Genomic DNA, 22,747 nt, shown 5'->3' with positions numbered 1-22,747 from the left:
CCTAGATTGCCATTTTCCCTGGGGTTCGACGAGCGTGTTGCAGCGCCTCGAAAGGACCAGCCCTCAAAGCCTGCCGATCTTCTCCAGCTCAACCCCAAGCTGATCGCGTCCGAGGCGGTCCAGGGGCAGGGCGAGGAACGCCCGGCAGCGCCGTTCGATATGCGCCAGGGTGGCACGGAAGGCGGCGTCGATGGCCTGCTCGTCGCCCACCACCTCGGACGGGTCCGCCAGCCCCCAGTGGCACTTCAGGGCCGGGCCGAAGTACACCGGGCAGGTTTCTCCGGCGGCCTTGTCGCACACGGTGATGACGATGTCCGGCGGGGTGTGCGCGAAGGCGTCGTTGCCTTTGCTGCTCAGCCCCTCGATGGCGATGCCGGCCTGCTGCAGGGTGCTCAGGCTGCGCGGCAGCACCTGGCCCCTTGGAAAGCTGCCGGCGCTCACGGCCTGCAAGCCCGGCGGCGCCAGGTGGTTGAACAGGGCTTCGCTGAGGATGCTGCGGCAACTGTTGGCCGTGCACATGAACAGGACTCGCATGGGGCGCTCCGGGTATCAAAGGCTCAGGCGCAAGGCCAGGGCCGAGAGGGTGATCAACAGGACCGGCAGGGTCAGCAGGATGCCGACCTTGAAGTAGTAGCCCCAGGTGATGCGCATGCCCTTGCGCTCCAGCACGTGCAGCCAGAGCAGGGTGGCGAGGCTGCCGATGGGGGTGATCTTGGGGCCCAGGTCGCAGCCGATGACGTTGGCGTAGATCATCGCTTCGCGCACCAAGCCCTGGGCATCGCTGGCCTGGATCGACAGCGCGCCGATGAGCACGCTGGGCATGTTGTTCATCACCGACGACAGCAAGGCGGCGAGCAGGCCGGTGCCGAGGGTGGTGCTCCACAGGCCGTGCGCGGCCAGGCGGTCGAGCAGTTGCGTGAGCAGGTCGGTGAGGCCGGCGTTCTTCAGGCCGTACACCACCAGGTACATGCCCAGCGAGAAGATCACCACCTGCCAGGGCGCCTCGCGCAGCACGCGGCGGGTGGAGATGCGATGGCCGCGGGCGGCGACGGCGAACAGCATCGCCGCGCACACCGCCGCCACCGCGCTGACTGGCACGCCCAACGGTTCAAGGGCGAACAGCCCGACCAGCAGCACCACCAGCATCCAGCCGCCGACCACGAAGGTGGCGCGGTCATGGATCGCCGCCTCGGGGGCCTTGAGCGCATCGAGGGCGTAGTGACGGGGCAGGTCGCGGCGGAAGAACAGCCACAGCACGCCGAGGGTGGCGGCGACGCTGACCAGGTTCACCGGGACCATCACTGCGGCGTACTCGCCGAAGCCCAGGCCGAAATAGTCCGCCGAGACGATATTGACCAGGTTCGACACCACCAGCGGCAGGCTCGCGGTGTCGGCGATGAAGCCGGCGGCCATGACGAACGCCAGGGTCGTGGCCGCCGAGAAGCGCAGGGCCAGCAGCATCGACATGACGATGGGGGTTAGGATCAACGCGGCGCCGTCGTTGGCGAACAGTGCCGACACCGCCGCGCCCAGCAGCACGCAGAAGGCGAACAGTCGGTAGCCGCTGCCATTGGCCCAGCGCGCCACATGCAGGGCGGCCCATTCGAAGAAGCCGGCTTCGTCGAGCAGCAGGCTGATGATAATGATGGCGATGAAGGTGGCCGTGGCGTTCCAGACGATGGCCCAGACCGCCGGGATATCCTGCAGCGAGACCGCGCCGACGGCCAGGGCGATCAGCGCGCCGAGTGCCGCGCTCCAGCCCACGCCCAGGCCACGGGGTTGCCAGATCACCAGCACCAGGGTGAAGACGAATACCGCGATCGCGATCAGCATGGGTGTTTTCCGGGGGCAGGTTCAGCAGCAGGCGGCGCGTTGCGGGCGGCCGTCCATGTGCTGCAGGCGGGTGGTGTTGTCATGCAGCCAGGCTTCGTTGGCCCGCAGGGTCAGCTGCAGCAGGTCATGTACCCAGGCGGGGAGCTGCGGGGCGAGGCGGTAGTACACCCACTGGCCCTGGCGGCGGTCTTGCAACAGGCCGCAGTTGCGCAGCTGGGCCAGGTGGCGGCTGATCTTCGGCTGGCTGTCGCCAAGGGCGCACATCAACTCGCAGACGCACAACTCGCCCGACTGGGCGATCAGCAAGGTGGCGCGTGCGCGGGTCTCGTCGGCGAGGCATTTGAAAACCTCGGGGGGCGTGAGCATGGTGATGGCCTGTATATATGGAAAATCGAATATACGAATTTCCATATGTAAAGCGCAACCCCATCGCGGGGCAAGCCCGCTCCCACGCGGTGTCAGCTCAAGTCATGTTTGTTCCAGAGGGAAGCAGGCAGCGCATGGACTGTTCAGCGGCGATAGTAGCGGTGGTCGTCGTCATAGCGATGTCGCAGGGCGCGTTCGTGATGGCGCTCCCAGTAGCGCTGCCGTTCCATTTCCCGGCGGTGCTGTTCCCGGCGCCATTGTTCGCGGCGCCACTGTTCCCGACGCCAGTCGTCGCGGTGATCGTGCCAGCGCTCGTCGTGCCGGTAGCGATCGTCATGGGCCAGCAGCGCTGCCGAGGGCGTGCTGGCCAGGCTTGGCCAAGGGGTTTCGCTGGCCTGGCGGTCCGCCAGGTCGAGGGTGTGGGCGGGAGGTGTCGAAGTCTTCATCGGTGTGGCGGATGCCGAGCCTGCGGCCGCGAGTGCGAACAGGCCAACGAGCAGCATGCATGGGGCAGGGAATTTCATGAGTGAAGACAACCTCTGATTGGCAGTTGAGCGTGCGTTTGGTGGCTGTGAAACCACCGTGGAACGCACTCACCCAATAGACCGGTAAAACAAAAAAAGTTCTGCCGGGCCGGTGCCGGCGTAGTCGACGAATTCGACGCGTTACGCTGACAGGGCGGGAATGTATTGGTCAGAAATATGCGTTAATGCATTTATTTCTATTGCATAAATGCATGCAAATGCATAGAATATCTACCTGACGGCAAGCCACATGGCACGCCGGCAGGTATCAGTTTTAGCAAGGAGCAGTACCGATGGCACAAAAAGGATATACAGAACTGCAACCCCTGGTGATCGTTCCGGATCGCGTACAGACCTACGGGCCTGGCGGTGGCGGCGGTTACGTCGGCAACGCCGGAGGGTGGGGATTGCAAGAGGGACCGCGCCGAGGCGAGGGCTCGGGCGGCACGATTCGCGACATCGCCACGCCGAACGTGATGTCCGAGTTCATGAACGAGCAGATCGCCAACCAGGCCGTGATCGATACCGAGTACACCGCTCGTTTCAAGACCCTGACCGCCGACACCGAACGTGAGCTGGAGCAGAACAAACTGGCGGCCAAGGCAGGCCAGGCACTGACCCCGGCCCAGGCGGCTGCGGCCGAACAGCAGGCGGCGGTGAAGTTGATCGAGGCGAAGAAGGCCCAGTACATCACTATTGCCCCCAAGATGTATGGCATGTACGGCCAGAGTCCGTACTTCCTCATGGAAGTACTGCCGCAGCAGATGATGCGTGAGCTTCTCAACTCCCGAAAAATGACCCCCGACAGCCTGATGAAGCTTTGGGCCTTGTATGACGATGTCTACAAGTCGGCACTGGAGGTCAAGGCACTGTCGATGGCCGTGGGCGTGGTGGCGGGTAAGCTGGCAGGGCTGGCGCAGCAGCGTGACCGACTCGAGGCACAGGCGGTACCCAGCGAGGCGCAGCAGGAACAACGCCTGGCGCTGATCGCCCAGGAACGGGATATTCATTTCCAGCAACTGCCGGAGTTCCTGCAGAACGAAGTGATCAAGGCCGCTGGCAGCGTGGCGAGCATGTCCACGGCCCAGGCGTTGAACCACTACAAGGCGCTCATGGAAGGCATGGCCGCAGCCAAACTGGCCGCCGTCGGGCCCATCGTGGCACCACCGCCCTACAGCCGGGGCGGCATCACCATCCGCTTCTCGCCGAACAACCCGAAGATCAACGCACCGTTGAGCAAGCCTGAGCTGGAGGCGTTGAATGAACTGGTCTTCCTGCAGAACAACACCGAGATCGGCCGCAAATGGCTGAGCTACCATGACGCCCTGCTCAAGAAGGAGTCGGCGCGCCAGCTGAATGAAACGGCGGCAGCCATGGGCGGCCTGGCAGAGCGCGCCGGTGATGCCGACCAGATCAAGGATGCGGTCAAGTTCACCGCCGACTTCTACAAGGACCTGACCGCCAAGTTCGGTGACAAGGCATCTGCGCTGGCCAAGGAGCTGGCCGACAAGGCCCAGGGCAAGCGGATTCGCAACGCGCAGGAGGCGCTCAAGGCGTTCGACCAGTACAAGGACATCCTCGACAAGAAATTCAGCGCCAAGGACCGTCAAGCCATTGCCAATGCCCTCGAGGCCTTGGACAAGGAGCGCATGGCCAAGGACCTGGCCCGCTTCAGCAAGGCCTTTGGCTCGGTGGGCAATGTGATGGACTTCGTCGACCTGGCCACTGAAGCCCGCAAGGCGACCCAGACCGGCAACTGGACCCCGTTCTTCGTCAAGGCCGAAACCATCCTGGCGGGCAAGGCGGCCACGGCGGCGGTTGCGGTGATGTTCGGCATGTTGACCGGAGCGTCACTGGGGATCGTCGGTTTTGCCCTGGTGATGGCGATCACCAGCGCGCTGGTGACGGATGAGCGGGTGGCCAAGCTCAACGCGTTCATCATGGCGCTGTAAGGTGGGTTGGGCTGAGTGCGCTCAGCCCTTGGCGAACAGCCGGTAGAGCAGGTAGGCAGTACCCAGGGGGATGGCGAACAGCATGCACAGGAAGGACAAAAGGGCATTGAGGCCCGGGCTGTTCACATCCTCGCTGAAAAAGCCCCTGGTCCAGATTCGACGGCCGGCCAGCCGGTACGCACAAGCCTGCACCAGGTATCTGGCGAAGGGGTAGAGCAGGGTGCTGAGCACCATGAACAATACCCACCCAGGCGATTGGTAGAAGGCGTCACCGCTGGCGGACCAGGCGATACTGACCGCCAGCAGGTACAGGCAAGCCATTGCCAGGTGGCGGGTGAAATACTGTCGATCCATGTGGTACTCATCACGTACAGGCGTTGGCGCATTTCTGCGCCAACGCCTGTTTATATTCGGGCAGGGGGCATCATTGCAGAATTGTGGGTTTCGATGAACCCATCCAGCTGATGGCCATGGCTATGCCTGCGAAGGACTGAACTGGCTGAAAATAAATGATAAGTATTATCATACATGTATTTCGCCTGCCTCCGGAGAGCCGCCGCATGCCTTCAACCAACCAGGGACTGACAGCCAATGTGGGGCGCGGGGCCACGCTTGAGGTTTGCAGGCATCGTTGCTGCGTGGTCTGTTGCTGATGAAGCCGGGCATGGCGGATGAGCGGTGGCCCGGGGCACGCCTCCAGTTATCGCGAAGAACGCTACTTGGTGGCCTGGCCATGGGGGGCGTGCTTGCCGCCACTGGCTATGGCGTTGATCCGCTTAGTCTGAAGCCAGCCCTGTTCAGTGACTGCGCCACTGGCACGGGACAACGACGTGGCTGGCGACTGGCACCGGGCCTTTCGGTGCTACTGGACAGCCGCAGTGCGCTGGACAGCGTTGGCCGCGCCGTGACCTTGCAACATGGGCGGGTGCTGCTGGAGGTGACACAGGGCGCAGGTGTCAGCCTGCGAACCACCCAGGTACGGATCATGCCGGGGCAGACGGCACGCTTGATCGTCCAGCAACAGGCGTCCGCCACCCTGGTGCAGATGCTCGATGGCATGGCATCCATCGCATGGGGTTCGGCCGCTCCGTTGATACTGGGCGCCGGTTGGCAGCAATTGTTCGGCGACACGGGCAGCGCCCCGAGGGTTGCATTGCCAGATGGGGCCGGCGCCTGGACTCACGGACACCTGGTGGCCGAGCGCATGCCCCTGGCCGAGGTGCTGGAGGAACTCGACAACTATCGCCCCGGCGTGCTCAGGTGCGACCCGCGGGTCGCGGGATTGCAGGTCAGCAGATCCTTGTCCCTTGACCAGCCGGACGACAGCCTGGCGCTGCTGAGCGAAGTGCTGCCGGTCCGGGTCCAGCGGGTGCTGGGGTTCTGGGTCAACGTGGTGCCGGCCTGAGCCTGTCGGTTTCCACTTGCGGGACAGTGTGCGGCCGGGACTTGCAACGCGCCGCACGCGTCAGTCACTCACTTCACCTGGCCGTTATAGACCACGGTCGCGGCGCCATCCTTCTTGATGGTCAGCTTGTTGCCCTCGGCCATGCTTTCGACCATTTCCGAACAGCCGTCCACCTCGGCCTTGCCATCCACGTACTCGTCGCTGGTGTCGAAGCTGAAGACATAGGTGGACGCTGGGCAGGCATTGCCGCCTTCGCCCGTGGACACCACCAGCACATAACGGTTGGGGCCGAAGGCGTAGGCCTTCTCGATGGCGACGTAGCCGGTGCTTTCGGCGTCGGCGACGATGGACTCCATGACATTCATCACGCCTGCCCGGGACTGGTAGTTCAACGCGGTGCCCAGTTCCATGCTCTGGACGCTGAACGGACCGGCGCCTTCGTCGCTGATCGGCAGCGGTGCATAGGCGATGCTTGGCGCCAGCGGCGCGGTGACGGCGGGCTTGGCCAGTAGCGCGGCCTGAGGCTGCGGGTTGACGCACTGGCCGCTTTCACAGATGCGCTCACCCTTGCAGTCGGTGTCCTTGGCGCATTGGCCGGACACCGCGGAGGTCTGTTCGGCCTTGTCGCAGCCGGCGATGGCCAGGGTGAGGAGGGTGAGGGCAAGCAGTCGCTTCATCAGCGAAGTCCTTTTCATGGATGAGGGCTGCGTAGTATCGCCAATCCATGGACGGATGTCGTGGGACTGAACCTAGTTATTCACCAACAACTCCGGCCCCAGGTACCGGTTGATCTGGTCGATGTCATCATCCCCCAGGCTGCCCACCGCCGAGGCCAGGCGCAGGCGCGACATCAGGTAGCGCAGCTTGGCCTCGAACAGGTCATGCCGTGCCACGAACAGCAGTTCTTCGGCGTCGAGCACATCGGCATTGGTGCTGGTGCCGCCGGCACTGAAGCCCTTGCGTGCCGACAGCAGCGAGCGTTCGTTGGAGGCCACCGCCTTTTCCAGCGCGTGCACGCGCAGGGCGCCGCTTTGCACGCCGCGAAACTCGCGGGTGGTGCCGGTGATGACTTCCTGTCGCGTGGCATCCAGTTCGTCCAGGGCCTTGGCGCTGTTGGCGCTGGCCTGGCGGCTCAGCGCACTGACGCCGCCGCCACTGTAAAGCGGAATGTTCAGCTCCAGGCCGATCGAGCTGTAGTGGTTGCGCTGGTTCAGCTCGGAGATCGACTGGCTCTTGCCGGCGGTGTAGCCGGCGACGAAGTCCAGGGTCGGCCAGTGGCCGGCCTTGGCGCGCTTGACCTCTTCTTCGGCCAGCGCGTAGCTGTGCCGGCGCGCCTGGATCACCGGGCTGTCGGCCTGGGCCCTGGCCAGCCAGTCGCGCAGGTTGTCCGGCAGCAGCGGCGGAGTGGCGAAGTCCGCCTGCAGGGTGGTCAGCGACACGGGTGTCTCGCCGATGTACTCGGCCAGCTTGCGGCTGGCGTTGGCCAGGTTGTCCTGGGCCTCGATCAGTTCGGCCTCGGCGAGGTCGCGCCGGGCCAGGGACTCGTCGATGTCGGTGATGGTGCCGGCCCCCAGCTGCATGCGTCGCCTGGCCGAGCCGAGCTGCTCCTCGAAGGCGCCGAGCTTGGCCCGGGCCAGGCTGATGGTCTCGCTGGCCAGGAGTACGTCGAAGTAGCTGTCGGCCAGGCGCACGGCGGCGTCCTGGCTCTTGGCGTCGAACACCGCCACGCTGTAGTCGGCGCGTTGCTGGCCCTGGTGGTATTCGGCCATCTTCTGCTTGTTGAACAGCGGCTGGCGCAGGCGCAGGTTGGCGCCGGTGGCGTCATAGTCGAGGTCGTTGTCGATGCCGTGCTGGCGCTGGCTGCCGTCGATGCGGTTGGCGTAGGCCGAGGCGTTGACCTGCGGTAGCAGGCCGGCCTGGCCGATGGCGCGGTTTTCCAGGCCGGCCTGCTGTTCATGCACCGCGGCGCGGTAGATCGGCCCCTGGTACTGCAGCAGGTCCCAGGCTTGCTTGAGGTCCATGGCGCCTGCTGGCGACGCCAGCGCCAGCAGGCACAGGCCAAGGCAGTGGCGGTTCATCTCATTGCTCCTTGAACGCGGCGTCGACGCGTTCGAGCAGGGGCTTGAGCAGGTAGCTCAGCAGGTTGCGCTCGCCGGTCTTGATGGTGACGGTGGCGGGCATGCCGGGGCGGATATGGTTGCTGCCGAGCAAAGCCATGCCCTCGGCTGTGACCTCCACCTGGGCCAGGTAGAACGGCTGCTTGCTCTCCTCGTCGAGTAGACGGTCGGCGGAGACGGTCAGCACGCGCCCGGGAATGTTCGGCGTGCTGGCGTGGTTGAAGGCGGGGAAGGCGATGTCCACGGCCAGGCCCGGGGTCATGCGGTCGATGGCCTGCACCGGGATCATCGCGTCGACCTGCAGCGGCTCGTCGAGCGGGACGACCTCCATGATCCGGCTGCCGGGCTGGACCACCCCGCCGACGGTGGCGATGCTCAAGGCCTGGACCATGCCGTCGATGGGCGCGCGGATGATCGTATGGGTCACTTCGTAGTCCAGGGCGCGCAGGCGATCGGCCAGGGTGGTGCTTTCCTTGGCGGTGTCGGTCAGCTGCGACTGCACTTCCTTGAGGTAGTCGTGGCGGCGCTGCAGGACGCGCAGCCTGAGCTCGTTGATCTGGCTGCGCACCCGGGCGATGTTGTTGAGGTTCTCGGCCTGGCCGGCGGAGAGGTCGGCGTTGCTGCGCTCAAGCTCCAGCAGGCGGTTGCGCGGCACGTAACCTTCGGCCGCGAGCATGCGCGTGCCTTGCAGTTCCTGGCCGAGGAAGCCGATCTGCGAGGCGCGGGCGCCATATACCTGCTGCAGGCCCTTGAGCTGCACCGCCGAGGCGGCGATGTTCTCCTCGAGGATGCCGATTTCGCCGGCCAGGCCCGCGCGGCGGGTCGCCAGCAGGTGCTGTTGCAGGTCCATGGCCGCCAACAGGCGCGGGTCGTCTTCGAACTGGCGCAGCAGGGCAGGGGCGAAGGTCACCGTGTCGTGGCCGTCGCGCTCGGCCTCCAGGCGGTTCTCCACGGTCTTGCTGACAATGTACTGGGCGCTGACCGCGCCTTGCTCGGCCACCGCATGCAGGGCGTCGAGGCGTACCAGCGCCTGGCCTTTGTTCACCCGCTCGCCCTCGTGCACCAGGATCGCCTCGACGGTGCCGCCGGTCAGGTGCTGCACGGCCTTGCGGTTGCTGGTGACCTTGACCGTGCCGGTGGCGACCACGCCAGCGTCCAGGGGCGCCAGCCAGGACCACAGGAGGAAACCGCCGAAGCCGGCGAGCACCAGCCACAGGCCCCAGCGCACGGGTTTGCCGACGTCGAGGTCGATCGGGGTGCCGTCGCTGGGCAGCAGTTCGGTTTGCGTGGAATGGATCATGATCGGTCACTCCCGTACCTTGACGGCAGCCAGTGGGGTCGCGGCGCCAGCGGGGATCACGCTGGCCGTGCGCAGGGCGGCGAACACTTCTTCACGGCTGCCGAGCATCTGCACGGCGCCGTCGCGCAGCATCAGCACCTTGTCGACGGCGCAGAGCACGTTGGGGCGGTGCGAGATCAGCACCACCGTGGCGCCGCGGCCCTTGAGCTCGGCGAGTGCGTCGACCAAGGCCTTCTCGCCGAGGTCGTCGAGGTTGGCGTTCGGCTCGTCCAGCACGATCAGGTTGGGTTCGCCGTACAGGGCGCGGGCCAGGGCGATGCGCTGTTTCTGGCCACCGGACAGCGGGCCGCCGTCGCTGTCCAGGCGGGTGTCGTAGCCCTGGGCAAAGCGCAGGATCATGTCGTGCACGCCGGCGCTCCTGGCGGCGCGAATCACTGCCTCGCTGTCCACCTCGGCGAAGCGGGCGATGTTGTCGGCGATGCTGCCTTCGAACAGCTCGACATCCTGGGGCAGGTAGCCGAGCCAGGGGCCCAGTTCACGTTTGTTCCAGGTGAAGATGTCGGCGCCGTCCAGGCGTACCTTGCCGGCCTGGGCTGGCCACACCCCGACCAGCAACCGCGCCAGGGTCGACTTGCCCGAGGCGGACGGGCCGATCACCCCGAGGCTTTCACCCGGGGTCAGGCCCAGGCTGACGCCGCGCAGGATGGTGCTGCTGGTGCCGGGCGCGCCGGCATAGACGTTCTCCACCGCCAGCATGCCCAGCGGCCGTTGCAGCGACATGCTCGGCGGGCGCTGCGGGTAGTCCTGCAGCAAGCCGTTGAGCCGGCCCCAGGCCAGGCGGCAGCCGAGCAGCGGCTTCCACGCGGCGATCACCTGTTCCACCGGGCCCAGGGCTCGGCCGGTAAGAATCGAGCAGGCGATCATCATGCCCGGGGTGATCTTGCCCTCGATCGCCAGCAGGGCCCCGGTACCGAGGATCAGCGACTGCAGGGTGATGCGCACGAAGCGCCCGATGCTGCCGATGACGGCGGCGCGGTCGGAGGCCAAGGTCTGCATCTGCAGGATGCGCAGGTGGCTCTGGAACCAGCGTTGGCTGATCGACGCCAGCATGCCCATGGCCTCGATCACTTCGGCGTTGCGCAGGTTGTTGTTGGCGTAGTGGGCGCAGGCGAGGGCGGCGTGGTTGGCCTCGCCCAGGGGCTGCTTGGTGGCCTTTTCGGTGAGCCAGGCCAGGGCCGCGAGGATCAGCGAGCCGACCAGCGTGACCAGGCCGAGCAGCGGGTGGATCAGGTAGGCGACGAGCAGGTAGATCGGTGTCCAGGGCGCGTCGAAAAAGGCGAACAGGCCGTTGCCGGTGAGGAACTGACGCACCTGCGCCAGGTCCTGCAGGGCCTGGCCAGGGCTGCCGCCAGCACGGCTGAGGTTGCGTTCGAAGGCGGCGCTGAACAGGCGTCGGTTGAGTGCCATGTCCAGGCGGTTGCCGACCCGCACCAGCACCCGGCTGCGCAGCATCTCCAGGGTGGTCATCAGCAGGAACAGCCCCACCACCAGCACCGTCAGCATGCCCAGGGTCGTGAGGTTGCGGCTGACCAGCGCGCGGTCGTACACCTGCAGCATGTACACGGCGGGCGTCAACATCATGACGTTTATCACCCCGCTGAACACCGCCAGGGCATAGAAACTGCGTCGCAGTTGAAACAGTGCCTCGGCCAGCTCGGAGCGGGTACCTGTTTGCCTGGTCATCGGGGGAGCCTCCCTCTGCGCAAAATGCCGACCGCCGTTGCGGTGGTCTGGCTGAAAGCCTTGTGGTTTCTGGCCTGCAGAAGGTTTTGTCGCTCTTTTGGCGGGTTATTCCGAATACGCTGCAGGGAGCCCACAAGCAGCAGAGTAGGTTGTGTAGAAATATCTTGTAATATCTTTTTGCTCTATATGTTCCTTCAAGTTCCTATTAAAAACAGTGGCTTGAGAAGCATTATCGATGCGAGATATTTTTTGCTGACGAAATATTGACAAGATTTTACCGCGCAACTTTAGTCTTAATCAGTTCGTGGGAACTTTCGCCGCAGGCCTGCTGTCGCCCCGACCCCTCGCGAATCCTTGTCGACATTCCTGTGGGAGCAGAACATGACTCGTCTCCTGTTCTTGTACCGAGTGAATGGGCTCTACAGGACGTTCCCCTGCCATTCGAGAAACCATGGCCCACCCCGGGCCTGGGAGCGCCGCGCCTGAGCGACGGCGAGCCCTGAACCTTCGCGAATCCGAGGCACGTAGCCCGCACGACGGGTAACGCTGTCGCGCACCCGTATTCGCCATAAAAAAACCAACCGCATGACCGTGCACGCCACCGACCGGGCGCGACGGGCGCCTGCGCCTCGCTCCCGACAGACAGAGGTCAACCATCATGGCCAATTTCAGCAAGTCCGACCTGCAATTCATTCTCCAGCAGATTTTCATCGCCGAGGCCCACGCCCAGGGCGCCAGCCTCATCGACTTGCTGCCCAACAGCCAGGTGCCGTTCGGCCTGCGCACCGTCGACGGCAGCTACAACAACCTGGTGACCGGGCAGAGCGAGTTCGGCGCCTCGGACAACGCCTTCCTGCGCCTGATGGATGCCCAGTACCGGGCGGCGTATTCCGGCACCGGCACGGTGAGCGACAGCCAGCCGCGCACCATCAGCAACCTGATCGTCGACCAGACCGCCAACAACCCGGCCGCGGTCGACGCCAACGGCGGCGCCGCCCCGGTGCTCAGCCCCGGCATCGACGGGGTGTTTGGCACCGCCGATGACAAAGAGGTGTTCTTCATTCCCAACCAGTCGCCGGACGCCGGCCTGACTGCCGGCTTCAACGCCTGGATGACCTTCTTTGGTCAGTTCTTCGACCACGGCCTGGACCTGGTCACCAAGAGCAGCAGCCAGATGGTGTTCATCCCGCTGCAACCGGACGACCCGCTGTACGTGGCCAACAGCCCGACCAACTTCATGGTGCTGCCGCGTGCCGTGCGCACGGCCGGCGCCGATGGCGTGGTCGGAACCGCCGACGATGGCCAGCCCAACACCACCTCGCCCTTCGTCGACCAGAGCCAGACCTACAGCTCGCACCCCTCGCACCAGGTATTCCTGCGCGAGTACGCCCTCGACGCGGCCGGTCACCCGGTGGCCACCGGGCGCTTGATCACCAACCGTGACCTGGGCGCCGATGGCAAGTTCGGCACCAGCGACGATGGCAACGGCGAGAACGGCGGCATGGCCACCTGGGCCGTGGTCAAGGCCCAGGCCCGCGACATCCTCGGCATCAACCTGACCGACGCCGAAGTGCACCGGGTGCCACTGCTGGCCACCGACGCCTATGGCAACTTCCTGCGCGGACCCAACGGCATGCCGCAGGTGGTGATCCGCGTGGGCAATGGCGCCGACGGCATTGCCGGCACCGCCGACGACGTCACCCAGTTGGTCGAAGGCAACCGCGCCGCGCCCATCAGCCTGGCCAATGCCGTGAGCACCGGCCATGGTTTTCTCGACGACATCGCCCACAACGCCGAGCCGGTGCTGGTCGGCGGGGTGCTGCAGGCCGATGCCGACAGTGCCGTGGGCAATACCCAGCCCATGGGCCCGGGCGGCAACAACCTGACCTACGACAACGAACTGCTCGACGCCCACTACATCGCCGGTGACGGCCGGGTCAACGAGAACATCGGCCTGACCGCCGTGCACCACGTGTTCCACTCCGAGCACAATCGCCTGGTCCAGCAGACCAAGGACACCATCCTCGCCTCGGGCGACCTGGCGTTCCTCAACGAGTGGCTGATCGACGATGTGGCCGCCTTGCCCGCCACGCCCGCCGAGGTAGCGGCGCTGGTGTGGAATGGCGAACGCCTGTTCCAGGCGGCCAGGTTCGGTACCGAGATGCAGTACCAGCACCTGGTGTTCGAGGAGTTCGCCCGCACCATCCAGCCACAGATCGACGAGTTCCTCGCCCCCAGTGGCTACGACACCTCGATCAACCCGGCGATCCTCGCCGAATTCGCCCATGTGGTGTACCGCTTCGGCCACTCGATGCTGACCGAGACCGTCGACCGCTTCGACCCGGCGTTCAACCCGATCCTCAGCGATCCGGACAACCCGGACCAGCAACTGGGCCTGATTGCCGCCTTCCTCAACCCGCTGGCCTTCGCCGGCAGCGGCGCCACCGCCGATGAAGCGGCCGGGGCGATCATCCGTGGCGTGACCCGCCAGCTCGGCAACGAGATCGACGAATTCGTTACCGAGGCGCTGCGCAACAACCTGCTCGGCCTGCCCCTGGACCTGCCGGCGCTGAACCTGGCCCGTGGCCGCGACACCGGCATCCCCTCGCTCAACGAGGCGCGGCGCGAGTTCTACGCCATGACCGGCGACAGCCAGCTCAAGCCCTATATCAGCTGGGTCGACTTTGCCGACCACCTCAAGCACCCCGCGTCGCTGGTCAACTTCATCGCCGCCTACGGCACTCACGCCTCGATCACCTCGGCGGCCACCCTGGTCGACAAGCGCGCCGCCGCCCTGGCCCTGGTGCTGGGCGGCAGCGGCGCGCCGTCCGACCGCCTGGACTTCCTCAACGGCACCGGCGCCTGGGCCAACGTGACCAAGGCCGGCAAGGACGGCGTGCTCGGCACCGCGGATGACCTGACCGGGGTAACCGTGACCGGGGTCGACGCCATCGACTTCTGGGTCGGCGGCCTGGCCGAGCAGAAGATGCCCTTCGGCGGCATGCTCGGCTCATCCTTCAACTTCGTCTTCGAGACCCAGCTGGAGGCCCTGCAGAACGGCGACCGCTTCTATTACCTGTCGCGTACCGCGGGCCTTAACTTCGGCGCGGAGCTGGAGAACAACTCGTTCGCCAAGCTGATCATGGCCAACTCGGATGTCACCCACCTGTCCAACACCGTGTTCCTCACCCCGACCTTCACCCTCGAGGTCAACCAGGCCAACCAGTTCACCGGCCTTGGCGGCGACGGTCGCGCCGACCCCACCGGAGGGATCGAAATCAACGGCGTGGAGATCGTGCCGCTGGTCATTCGCGACAACCCCGACACCGTGGGACCGGACGGCAACTACCTGCACTACACCGGCGAGGACCATGTGGTGCTCGGCGGTACCTCGGGCGATGACATCATCCTTTCCGGCGAAGGCGACGACACGCTCTATGGCGATGGCGGCAACGACTACCTCGAGGGCGGAGCCGGCAACGATGCCGTGCTCGGTGGCGCAGGCGACGACATCATCACCGATTCGTTCGGCGACAACCGCCTGGAAGGCAACGCCGGCAACGACGTGGTCGTCGCCGGCAGCATGCTCGCCGCCGGCAACCTGATCCTCGGCGGCGACGGCCAGGACTTCATCATCACCACCGAGGACATCAGCACCACCTTCGGCGGACAGGGCGACGACTTCATCCTCGGCGCCAAGACCAACCTGCCGCCCACCGGCAACGAAGGCGACGACTGGATCGAGAAGGGCACCCAGGACGGCGCGCCGGGCGACAACTTCGCGCCGCTGCTTACCGATGAAGTGGTGGGCAACGACATCTTCGTCGGCGGCGGCGGCTTCGACGAAATGATCGGCGAGGGCGGCGACGACATCTTTGTCGGTAGCGATGCCCAGGACAAGATGGACGGCATGTCCGGCTTCGACTGGATCACCTACAAGAACGACCAGGTAGGTGTCACCGCCGACCTGAGCCTGGCCGCGCTGGCGCAGCCCCATGGCAACGCGCCGAATCAGAACGCCGGGGTGTTCAACCCGGTCGGCGCTTCGCCGGCGTCGATCCTCGATCGCTTCGCCGAGGTCGAGGGGCTGTCCGGTTCGCGCTTCGCCGACGTGCTCAAGGGCGACGACGTCGATGCGGTCACCATCCTCAACCATGGCGGCACCACCGGCAGCGCCCTGAGCAATGTCGCGCTGATCCGCGGCTTGGCGCAGTTCCTCACCGACGCGGGGCTGCCGACCACGGGCTTTGCCACCGGCAACATCCTGCTGGGCGGCAATGGCAGCGACCTGATCGAGGGCCGTGGCGGCGACGACCTGATCGACGGCGACAAGTGGCTCAACGTGCGTATCGCGGTCTACGCCGCTGATGACGTCGACCACACGGGGCCAGAAATCGCCAGTTTCGACAGCATGGTCGAGATGATCCCGTTCATGCTCGACCGCACCTACAACCCCGGCCAGCTCAAGGCCATCCGGGAAATCCTGCCCGGCACCTCGACTGGCGGCGCGGCCTTCGACACCGCGGTGTTCTCCGGGGTGCAGGCCGAGTATGTGGTGACCCAGGACACCCGCGGCACCGCCGATCTGGCGGACGATGTATGGACCGTGGCCGATACCGTGGCCGGGCGTGACGGCACCGATACCCTGCTGCACATCGAGCGCCTGCAGTTCGCCGATGCCCAGCGCGTGCTGGTGCCGGGCCTGAACGCGCAGCCGACTGGCAGCCCGAGCCTCAGTGACGGCAACGGTGGCGCGATCACCGTGGGCGATATCCTCAGCGTGAGCATGGCCGGGGTGCGCGACGGCGACAACGTCACGGCGGGCAACCCGCTGGGCACCCTGGTCAATGCCTCGGTGTCCTACTACTGGCAGTTCGAGGCCGACCCCGGCAGCGGCGTGTTCCAGGACATCATCCTGCTGCCGGCCGGCGACCTGGCGTTCCAGAGCGCCGATGGCACCGCGTTCAAGGTGTCGCCGGATCTGGTAGGCCTGTCGCTTCGGGTCAAGGCGATCTACCAGGACGCCCACGGCACCACCGAGGTGCTGTTCTCCGCGCCCACCAGCGTGGTCGAGGCCGGCGCGCCGGTGGTGCCGACCGCGCCCACGCCGGTGGTCGATGCCAGCGCGGGGGGCGAGGGCCTGCACATGGTCCGCTCCGACCTCAACTTCATCCTTGCCCAGATCAAGATCGCCGAAGCGGATGCCGCCGGGCAGGACATCCTCTCGCTGATCCCCAACATCCGCGCACCCTTGGGCCTGCGCGCGGTCGACGGTTCGAACAACAACCTGATGAACCTCAATGGCCATGACCACACCGAGTATGGCGCCGCCGACAATGTCTTCCCGCGCCTGACCGACCCGGTGTTCAATGCCGCCGAGGGCGCGCCTGCCGGGTTCTTCGGCCCCGGCTCACCGGCCATTCCCGGCTCGACCTACCAGCAGACCAGCGGCTACGTGTTCGACTCGGAGCCGCGCACCATCAGCAACCTGATCGTCGACCAGACCTCGAACAACCCGGCGGCCTACGCCAGCGCCTACGACCCCGGCGCCAATGGCGTGCTGGACTTCGGCACGCCCGGTAACGACGACCAGCTCAAGGACGGTGTGCGGGTGGTCGCCAGCCCAGGCATGGACGGCCAGTTCGGCACCGGCGACGACCATGATGTCTTCCTGTTCGAGAACACCTCGGCGGATGCCGGGCTGTCGGCGCCGTTCAACGCCTGGATGACCTTCTTCGGCCAGTTCTTCGACCACGGCCTGGACCTGGTCACCAAGGGCGGTTCGGGAACCATCTTCATACCCTTGCAGCCGGACGACCCGCTGTACGTGCCGGGTGGTGCCGCCAACTTCATGGTGCTGACCCGGGCCACCAACCTGCCGGGGCCGGACGGCATCCTCGGCAACGCCGACGATATCCACGAGCACACCAACACCACCACGCCGTTCGTCGACCAGAACCAGACCTACAGCTCGCACCCCTCGCACCAGGTCTTCCTGCGCGGCTACCAGCTCACCGCCAGTGGCCCCATCGCCACCGGCCGGCTGATCACCAACCGCGACCTGGGCGCCGACGGCAAGTTCGGCACCGCTGACGACAGCGAGATCGGTGGCATGGCCACCTGGAAGGTGGTCAAGGCCCAGGCCAACGACATCCTCGGCATCCACCTGACCGACGCCGACGTCGACAACGTGCCGCTGCTGGCCACCGATGCCTACGGCAACTTCATCAAGGGGCCGCATGGCTATCCGATGGTGGTGATGAAGGGCGCCGACGGCCTGGGCGGTACCGCCGACGATGTGCTGGTCGAAGGCAACCCGCTGGCGCCGATCGACCTGGCCAACGCCGTGCGCACCGGCCACCAGTTCCTCGCCGACATCGCCCACAATGCCGTGCCGGTGTCCATCGGCGGCGTGCTGGCGCCGGATGCCGACAGCGCCACCGGCAACGCCGTGCCGGTCAACCCGCACACCGGCGCCAACCTGGCCTACGACAATGAACTGCTGGACGCCCACTACATCGCCGGCGATGGCCGGGTCAACGAGAACATCGGCCTGACCGCGGTGCATGCGATCTTCCATGCCGAGCACAACCGGCTGGTGGCGCAGACCCAGGACACCGTGCTCGACTCGGGCGATCTGGCCTTCCTCAACGAGTGGCTGCTGACCCCGGTCAGCGCCTTGCCCGCCAGCCAGGCCGAGATCGATGCCCTGGTGTGGAACGGCGAGCGGTTGTTCCAGGCGGCCAAGTTCGGCACCGAGATGCAGTACCAGCACCTGGTGTTCGAGGAATTCGCCCGCACCATCCAGCCGCGCGTCGACCTGTTCTTCGCCCCGACCCAGGTCTACGACGTCGACCTCGATGCCTCGATCGTCGCCGAGTTCGCGCACACCGTGTACCGCTTCGGCCACTCGATGCTGACCGAAACCGTCGACCGCTTCGACATCGACTTCAAGGTGATCGGCGACCCGGCCAGCGCCAACCCCGAGCAGCAGATGGGCCTGATCGCGGCGTTCCTCAACCCGCTGGCCTACGCCGCCAGCGGCGTGACCCCCGAGGAGGCGACCAGCGCCATCGTGCGCGGGGTGACCCGTCAGGCCGGCAACGAGATCGACGAGTTCGTCACCGAGGCGCTGCGCAACAACCTGCTCGGCCTGCCGCTGGACCTGCCGGCGATCAACATCGCCCGTGGCCGCGATGTCGGCATCCCCTCGCTCAACGCCGTGCGCCGCGACATCTTCGGGCAGACCGGCGATACCCAGCTCAAGCCCTACACCAGCTGGGTCGACCTGGTGCAGCACCTCAAGCATCCGGAGTCCTTGATCAACTTCATCGCCGCCTACGGCACCCACGGCTCCATCACCTCGGCCACCACCCTCGACGGCAAGCGCGCCGCGGCCCTGGCCCTGGTGTTCGGTGGCGCGGACGCGCCGTCCGACCGCCTGGACTTCCTCAACGGCAGTGGCAGCTGGGCCAACGTGACGCTGGCGGGCAAGGACGGGGTGCTGGGCACTGTCGATGACCTCAAGGGCGTGACCGTGACCGGCGTCGATGCCATCGACCTGTGGATCGGCGGCCTGGCCGAGGCCAAGACCCCGTTCGGCGGCATGCTCGGCAGCACCTTCAACTTCGTGTTCGAGAACCAGCTGGAGAAACTGCAGGACGGCGACCGCTTCTATTACCTGGAGCGCACCGCCGGCCTGTCGATGAACGCCGAGCTGGAAAGCAACTCGTTCGCCAAGCTGATCATGGCCAACACCTCGGCCACGCACCTGCCGGGCCTGGTGTTCTCCGACCCCGGGTTCTACCTGGAGCTGGACCGCAGCAAGCAGTACAACGACGGCCTGGGCAACGCCGACCCGCTCGGCGACAACGGCCAGCAGGTGGTGTTCCGCGACAGCCCGCTGACCGAAGGGCCCGACAGCAACTACATCCGTTATGCCGGTGACCAGCACATCGTGCTGGGCGGCACCCAGGGCGACGACATCCTGGTCTCCAGCGAAGGCGACGACACGGTCTGGGGCGACGGCGGCAACGACCGTATCGAAGGCGGCTACGGCAACGACCAGCTGCGCGGCGGTGCCGGCGACGACATCATCAGCGACATGGGCGGCGACGACAACATCCAGGGCGGCGACGGCAACGATGTGCTGCATGGCGGCAATGGCGTCAACCTGATCATCGGCGGTTTCGGCAACGACTTCATCGTCACCGGCGAGGATGCTTCCGAGGCCATCGGCGGCCAGGGCAACGACTTCATCCTCGGCAGCAAGGCCAACGAGCAGGACATGGGCAACGAAGGCGACGACTGGATCGAGAAGGGCACCTCGGACGGCGCCCCCGGCGACAACTTCGACCCCCTCGGCAACGACCCGGTGATCGGCAACGACGTGTTCGTCGGCGGCAACGAGAACGACAAGTTCAACGGTGAAGGCGGCGACGACATCATGGTCGGCAGCCTCGGCTTCGGCGATCGCTACATCGGCGGCTCCGGCTATGACTGGGCGACCTTCAAGGGCCTGGCCCAGGGCGTGACCGTCGACTACAGCGACCGCTTCTTCGATGTGCCGCCGGTACCGGGCTCGGGGGCCTCGGCGCTGGTGCGCTTCGACATCATGGAAGGGCTGTCGGGCTCGGCGCACGGTGACTTCCTGCGCGGCGACAACGAGGACGCCACCTCGCTGCCGACCGCCGGGGCCACCGGCAGCGTGCTCACCAACATCAGCCTGATCAACGGCCTGGCCGGGCTGCTGCCCGTCGGTGCGACCTTCTATGATGGCGGCAACATCATCCTCGGTGGCAGTGGCAGCGACCTGATCGAAGGGCGTGGCGGCGACGATATCCTCGACGGCGACAAGTGGCTGAACGTGCGCATCAGCGTGCGGGCCAACAGCGATGGCAGCGGGCCGGAGATCGCCTCGTTCGACAGCATGGAGCCGATGGTGCCGCTGATGCTCAAGGGCACCTACAACCCCGGCCAGCTGGTGATCGTGCGGGAGATCCTCAGCGGTACCGACCAGTACGACACCGCGCTGTTCTCCGGTATCGCCACGGACTACCGCATCGTCGTCGAAGGCAACACGGTGATCGTCACCGACACGGTGGTCGGACGCGACGGCGTCGATCGCCTGACCGGCATCGAGCGTCTGCAGTTCGCCGACGGCGCCCAGGCTTCCGGCGTGGGCAGCGCGGTGAACAACGGCCCCAGCGGCCACCTGGCGATCGTCGACGATGCCACCGGCCTGCGCGATGACACGCCCGTGGCCGGGCAGTTGCTGCGGGTCAGCGACCTGGCGGTGCACGATGCCGACAACCAGGGCGCGAGCAACCCCAGCGGCGCGCTGAGCGGACCGGTGGCCTACTACTGGCAGGTGGAGAACATCCCCGGCACGGGCGTCTACGAGGACATCACCTTCGTCGCCGCCGGCGAGGTCTCGCGGGCGATCGGCAGCACCTACCGGGTGGCAGACGATGTCGCCGGCCTGAACATCCGCGTGCGGGCGGTGTACCAGGATGCCAAGGGCACCCTGGAGATCGTCGACTCCTCGGCCAACAGCGCGCCCAGCAGCGGACCCGCCGTGGCCGGGCTGCTGGTGCAGAACCAGGTGCTGAGCGCCAACCCGGCGACTATCGTCGACGCCGACGGCATCGGCAGCGCGCCGTTCACCTTCCAATGGCAGATGAACAACGGCGCCGGCTGGGTCGATATCGCCGGTGCCACCGCCAGTACCTTCACCCTTGGCCAGACCCAGGTCGGCCAGCATGTCCGGGTGCAGGTGGGCTACGTGGATACCTTCGGCGTGGCCGAGCGCGCCGCCTCCGACATCCTCGGACCGGTGGCCAACGTCAACGACGCGCCGACCGGCACGGTGCTGATCAGCGACACCACGCCGGACCAGGGGCAGCTGCTGATCGCCTCGACCGCCGGCATCGCCGACCTCGACGGGCTGGGCGCCTTCAGCTTCCAGTGGCAGCAGGGCGTGGGTGGCAACTTCGTCGACATCGCCGGCGCCACCACGGCGAGCTACACCCCGGGCTTCGCCCAGGGCAACCAGCAACTGCGGGTGATCGTGCGCTACACCGACGGCTTCGGCGCCCAGGAAACCGTGACCTCCGCCGCGACCACGGCGGTGCGCCTGCTGACGGGCGTCACCCTGGTGGGCACCAACGCGGCGAACACCCTCACCGGCGGCGCGGGCAACGACGTGCTGCGCGGTCTGGGCGGCAACGACACGCTCAATGGCCTGGGCGCCGTGGACCAGCTGTTCGGTGGGGCGGGCAACGACATCCTCAACGGCGGTGACGACGGTGACTTGCTGTTCGGCGAGGACGGCAACGACACCCTCAACGGTGGCGTTGGCGCGGATGCCATGGACGGCGGCCTCGGCAACGACACCTTCGTGGTCGACAATGCCGGCGACAGTGTCGTCGAGGCGGTCGGTGGCGGTACCGACCTGGTGCAGACCAGCTTGCTCAGCTATCAGCTTGGCGCCAACGTCGAGAACCTCACCTTCACCGGCAGCGGCAACTTCACCGGCACCGGCAACGCGCTGGCCAACACCCTCACCGGCGGGGCCGGCAACGACCAGCTCAATGGCGGTGCCGGCGGTGACCGGATGGTGGGCGGTGCCGGCAACGACACCTATATCGTCGACTCCACGTCGGATGTGGTGGTCGAGGCGGGTGGCGGCGGCATCGACACCGTGCTGACCGCGCTGGCCAGCTACAGCCTGGCTGCCAACGTCGAGAACCTGACCTACACCGGCGTCGGCAACTTCGTCGGCACCGGCAACGGGCTGAACAACGTCATCACCGGCGGTGCCGGCAACGACACCCTCAGTGGCGACGGCGGCAACGATACCCTGGTCGGCAACGCCGGCAACGACACGCTCAACGGCGATGCCGGCAACGACCAGCTGATCGGTGGCCTCGGCGCCGACAGCCTGAACGGGGGCGGCGGCGATGACAGTCTTGACGGGGGGGATGGCGATGATTCGCTCAATGGCGGTGTCGGCAACGACACGCTGCAGGCCGGGGCGGGCAACGACAACCTCGACGGTGGCGTCGGCATCGATGTGCTGGTCGGTGGCGACGGCAACGACACGGTGCTGGGCGGTGGCGGCAACGATGTCGTGCAGGGCGGCAACGGCAACGACTTCGTCGATGGCGGGGCCGGTGACGACATCGTCAGCGGTGGTGCCGGCAATGACTCGCTGGTGGCCAACGACGGCAACGATATCTTCCAGTTCGCCGCAGGCTTCGGCACCGACCAGGTGTTCGGTTTCGACGCCGCCCCGGCAGGCGGCCAGGACCGGCTGGATATCACGGCGCTGAGCATTACCGCGGCGAGTTTTGCCGTCAGTGTCAGCATTGCCGATGTCGGCGCCGATACGCTGGTCAGTTTCGGTGGGCCTGACTCCATCCGCCTGGTCGGGGTGGGGGATGCGACCAGTGTGACGGCGGCGGACTTTATCCTCGCGTCTTGAGGGAGCGTGTGCCGCTGTCGCG

The 22,747-nt window shown here is 66.3% G+C and carries 12 protein-coding genes; 3 read left to right on the top strand and 9 right to left on the bottom strand.

Features of this window, described 5'->3' with window-relative positions; genetic code table 11:
* Positions 1 to 63: 63 nt before the first annotated feature.
* The 4 genes from HU735_RS10660 to HU735_RS10645 form a co-directional block, all read right to left on the bottom strand.
* Positions 64 to 534 (bottom strand): arsenate reductase ArsC, encoded by a 471-nt coding sequence (locus tag HU735_RS10660; protein ID WP_186713471.1) that lies wholly within the window; start codon positions 532 to 534, stop codon positions 64 to 66.
* 15 nt (positions 535 to 549) lie between these two features.
* Positions 550 to 1,833, bottom strand: coding sequence for an arsenic transporter (locus HU735_RS10655; protein ID WP_186713470.1), 1,284 nt, complete (start codon positions 1,831 to 1,833; stop codon positions 550 to 552).
* A 21-nt stretch (positions 1,834 to 1,854) separates the two neighbouring features.
* On the bottom strand, positions 1,855 to 2,199 hold the full coding sequence (locus tag HU735_RS10650; protein ID WP_186713469.1) for a metalloregulator ArsR/SmtB family transcription factor: 345 nt from the start codon (positions 2,197 to 2,199) through the stop codon (positions 1,855 to 1,857).
* A gap of 143 nt (positions 2,200 to 2,342) precedes the next feature.
* Positions 2,343 to 2,723 carry a hypothetical protein gene (locus HU735_RS10645; RefSeq protein ID WP_186713468.1) on the bottom strand — a complete coding sequence of 127 codons (381 nt, stop codon included), beginning with the start codon at positions 2,721 to 2,723 and terminating at the stop codon, positions 2,343 to 2,345.
* Positions 2,724 to 3,016: 293 nt separating this feature from the next.
* Here HU735_RS10645 and HU735_RS10640 point away from each other — a divergent pair, with 293 nt between their 5' ends.
* Positions 3,017 to 4,675 carry a colicin-like pore-forming protein gene (locus HU735_RS10640; protein WP_186713467.1) on the top strand — a complete coding sequence of 553 codons (1,659 nt, stop codon included), beginning with the start codon at positions 3,017 to 3,019 and terminating at the stop codon, positions 4,673 to 4,675.
* A 21-nt stretch (positions 4,676 to 4,696) separates the two neighbouring features.
* Here the strand turns inward: HU735_RS10640 and HU735_RS10635 are convergent, their stop codons facing one another.
* Entirely contained in the window at positions 4,697 to 5,029 is a 333-nt protein-coding gene (locus tag HU735_RS10635) for a hypothetical protein (protein ID WP_186713466.1), read from the bottom strand.
* Positions 5,030 to 5,327: 298 nt separating this feature from the next.
* Here HU735_RS10635 and HU735_RS10630 point away from each other — a divergent pair, with 298 nt between their 5' ends.
* Entirely contained in the window at positions 5,328 to 6,080 is a 753-nt protein-coding gene (locus HU735_RS10630) for a FecR domain-containing protein (RefSeq protein WP_346655358.1), read from the top strand.
* Between the two features lie 68 nt (positions 6,081 to 6,148).
* Here the strand turns inward: HU735_RS10630 and HU735_RS10625 are convergent, their stop codons facing one another.
* The 4 genes from HU735_RS10625 to HU735_RS10610 all read right to left on the bottom strand — a co-directional run bounded on the left by HU735_RS10625 (position 6,149) and on the right by HU735_RS10610 (position 11,240).
* Positions 6,149 to 6,757 carry a hypothetical protein gene (locus HU735_RS10625; RefSeq protein ID WP_186713464.1) on the bottom strand — a complete coding sequence of 203 codons (609 nt, stop codon included), beginning with the start codon at positions 6,755 to 6,757 and terminating at the stop codon, positions 6,149 to 6,151.
* A 72-nt stretch (positions 6,758 to 6,829) separates the two neighbouring features.
* Positions 6,830 to 8,158: a TolC family outer membrane protein gene (locus HU735_RS10620; RefSeq protein ID WP_186713463.1), complete on the bottom strand. Its 1,329-nt coding sequence runs from the start codon at positions 8,156 to 8,158 to the stop codon at positions 6,830 to 6,832.
* Between the two features lies 1 nt (position 8,159).
* Positions 8,160 to 9,497 (bottom strand): HlyD family type I secretion periplasmic adaptor subunit, encoded by a 1,338-nt coding sequence (locus HU735_RS10615; protein ID WP_186713462.1) that lies wholly within the window; start codon positions 9,495 to 9,497, stop codon positions 8,160 to 8,162.
* 6 nt (positions 9,498 to 9,503) lie between these two features.
* Positions 9,504 to 11,240, bottom strand: a complete 1,737-nt coding sequence (locus tag HU735_RS10610; RefSeq protein ID WP_186713461.1) for a type I secretion system permease/ATPase — start codon at positions 11,238 to 11,240, stop codon at positions 9,504 to 9,506.
* A gap of 658 nt (positions 11,241 to 11,898) precedes the next feature.
* Here HU735_RS10610 and HU735_RS10605 point away from each other — a divergent pair.
* Positions 11,899 to 22,725, top strand: coding sequence for a peroxidase family protein (locus HU735_RS10605; protein ID WP_186713460.1), 10,827 nt, complete (start codon positions 11,899 to 11,901; stop codon positions 22,723 to 22,725).
* Positions 22,726 to 22,747 lie beyond the last annotated feature (22 nt).

Source organism: Pseudomonas sp. BW16M2, assembly GCF_014268865.1.
Taxonomy (GTDB): domain Bacteria; phylum Pseudomonadota; class Gammaproteobacteria; order Pseudomonadales; family Pseudomonadaceae; genus Aquipseudomonas; species Aquipseudomonas peradeniyensis.
Note: the sequence above shows the minus strand (reverse complement) of the source record. Positions and strands in the feature narration are given on the sequence as shown.

Coding starts and splice junctions, on each gene's coding strand:
- HU735_RS10630 (WP_346655358.1), top strand. CDS start 5,328: ATGAAGCCGGGCATGGCGGATGAGCGGTGGCCCGGGGCACGCCTCCAG.
- HU735_RS10610 (WP_186713461.1), bottom strand. CDS start 11,240: ATGACCAGGCAAACAGGTACCCGCTCCGAGCTGGCCGAGGCACTGTTT.
- HU735_RS10605 (WP_186713460.1), top strand. CDS start 11,899: ATGGCCAATTTCAGCAAGTCCGACCTGCAATTCATTCTCCAGCAGATT.
- HU735_RS10615 (WP_186713462.1), bottom strand. CDS start 9,497: ATGATCCATTCCACGCAAACCGAACTGCTGCCCAGCGACGGCACCCCG.
- HU735_RS10650 (WP_186713469.1), bottom strand. CDS start 2,199: ATGCTCACGCCCCCCGAGGTTTTCAAATGCCTCGCCGACGAGACCCGC.
- HU735_RS10640 (WP_186713467.1), top strand. CDS start 3,017: ATGGCACAAAAAGGATATACAGAACTGCAACCCCTGGTGATCGTTCCG.
- HU735_RS10655 (WP_186713470.1), bottom strand. CDS start 1,833: ATGCTGATCGCGATCGCGGTATTCGTCTTCACCCTGGTGCTGGTGATC.
- HU735_RS10625 (WP_186713464.1), bottom strand. CDS start 6,757: ATGAAGCGACTGCTTGCCCTCACCCTCCTCACCCTGGCCATCGCCGGC.
- HU735_RS10620 (WP_186713463.1), bottom strand. CDS start 8,158: ATGAACCGCCACTGCCTTGGCCTGTGCCTGCTGGCGCTGGCGTCGCCA.
- HU735_RS10635 (WP_186713466.1), bottom strand. CDS start 5,029: ATGGATCGACAGTATTTCACCCGCCACCTGGCAATGGCTTGCCTGTAC.
- HU735_RS10645 (WP_186713468.1), bottom strand. CDS start 2,723: ATGAAATTCCCTGCCCCATGCATGCTGCTCGTTGGCCTGTTCGCACTC.
- HU735_RS10660 (WP_186713471.1), bottom strand. CDS start 534: ATGCGAGTCCTGTTCATGTGCACGGCCAACAGTTGCCGCAGCATCCTC.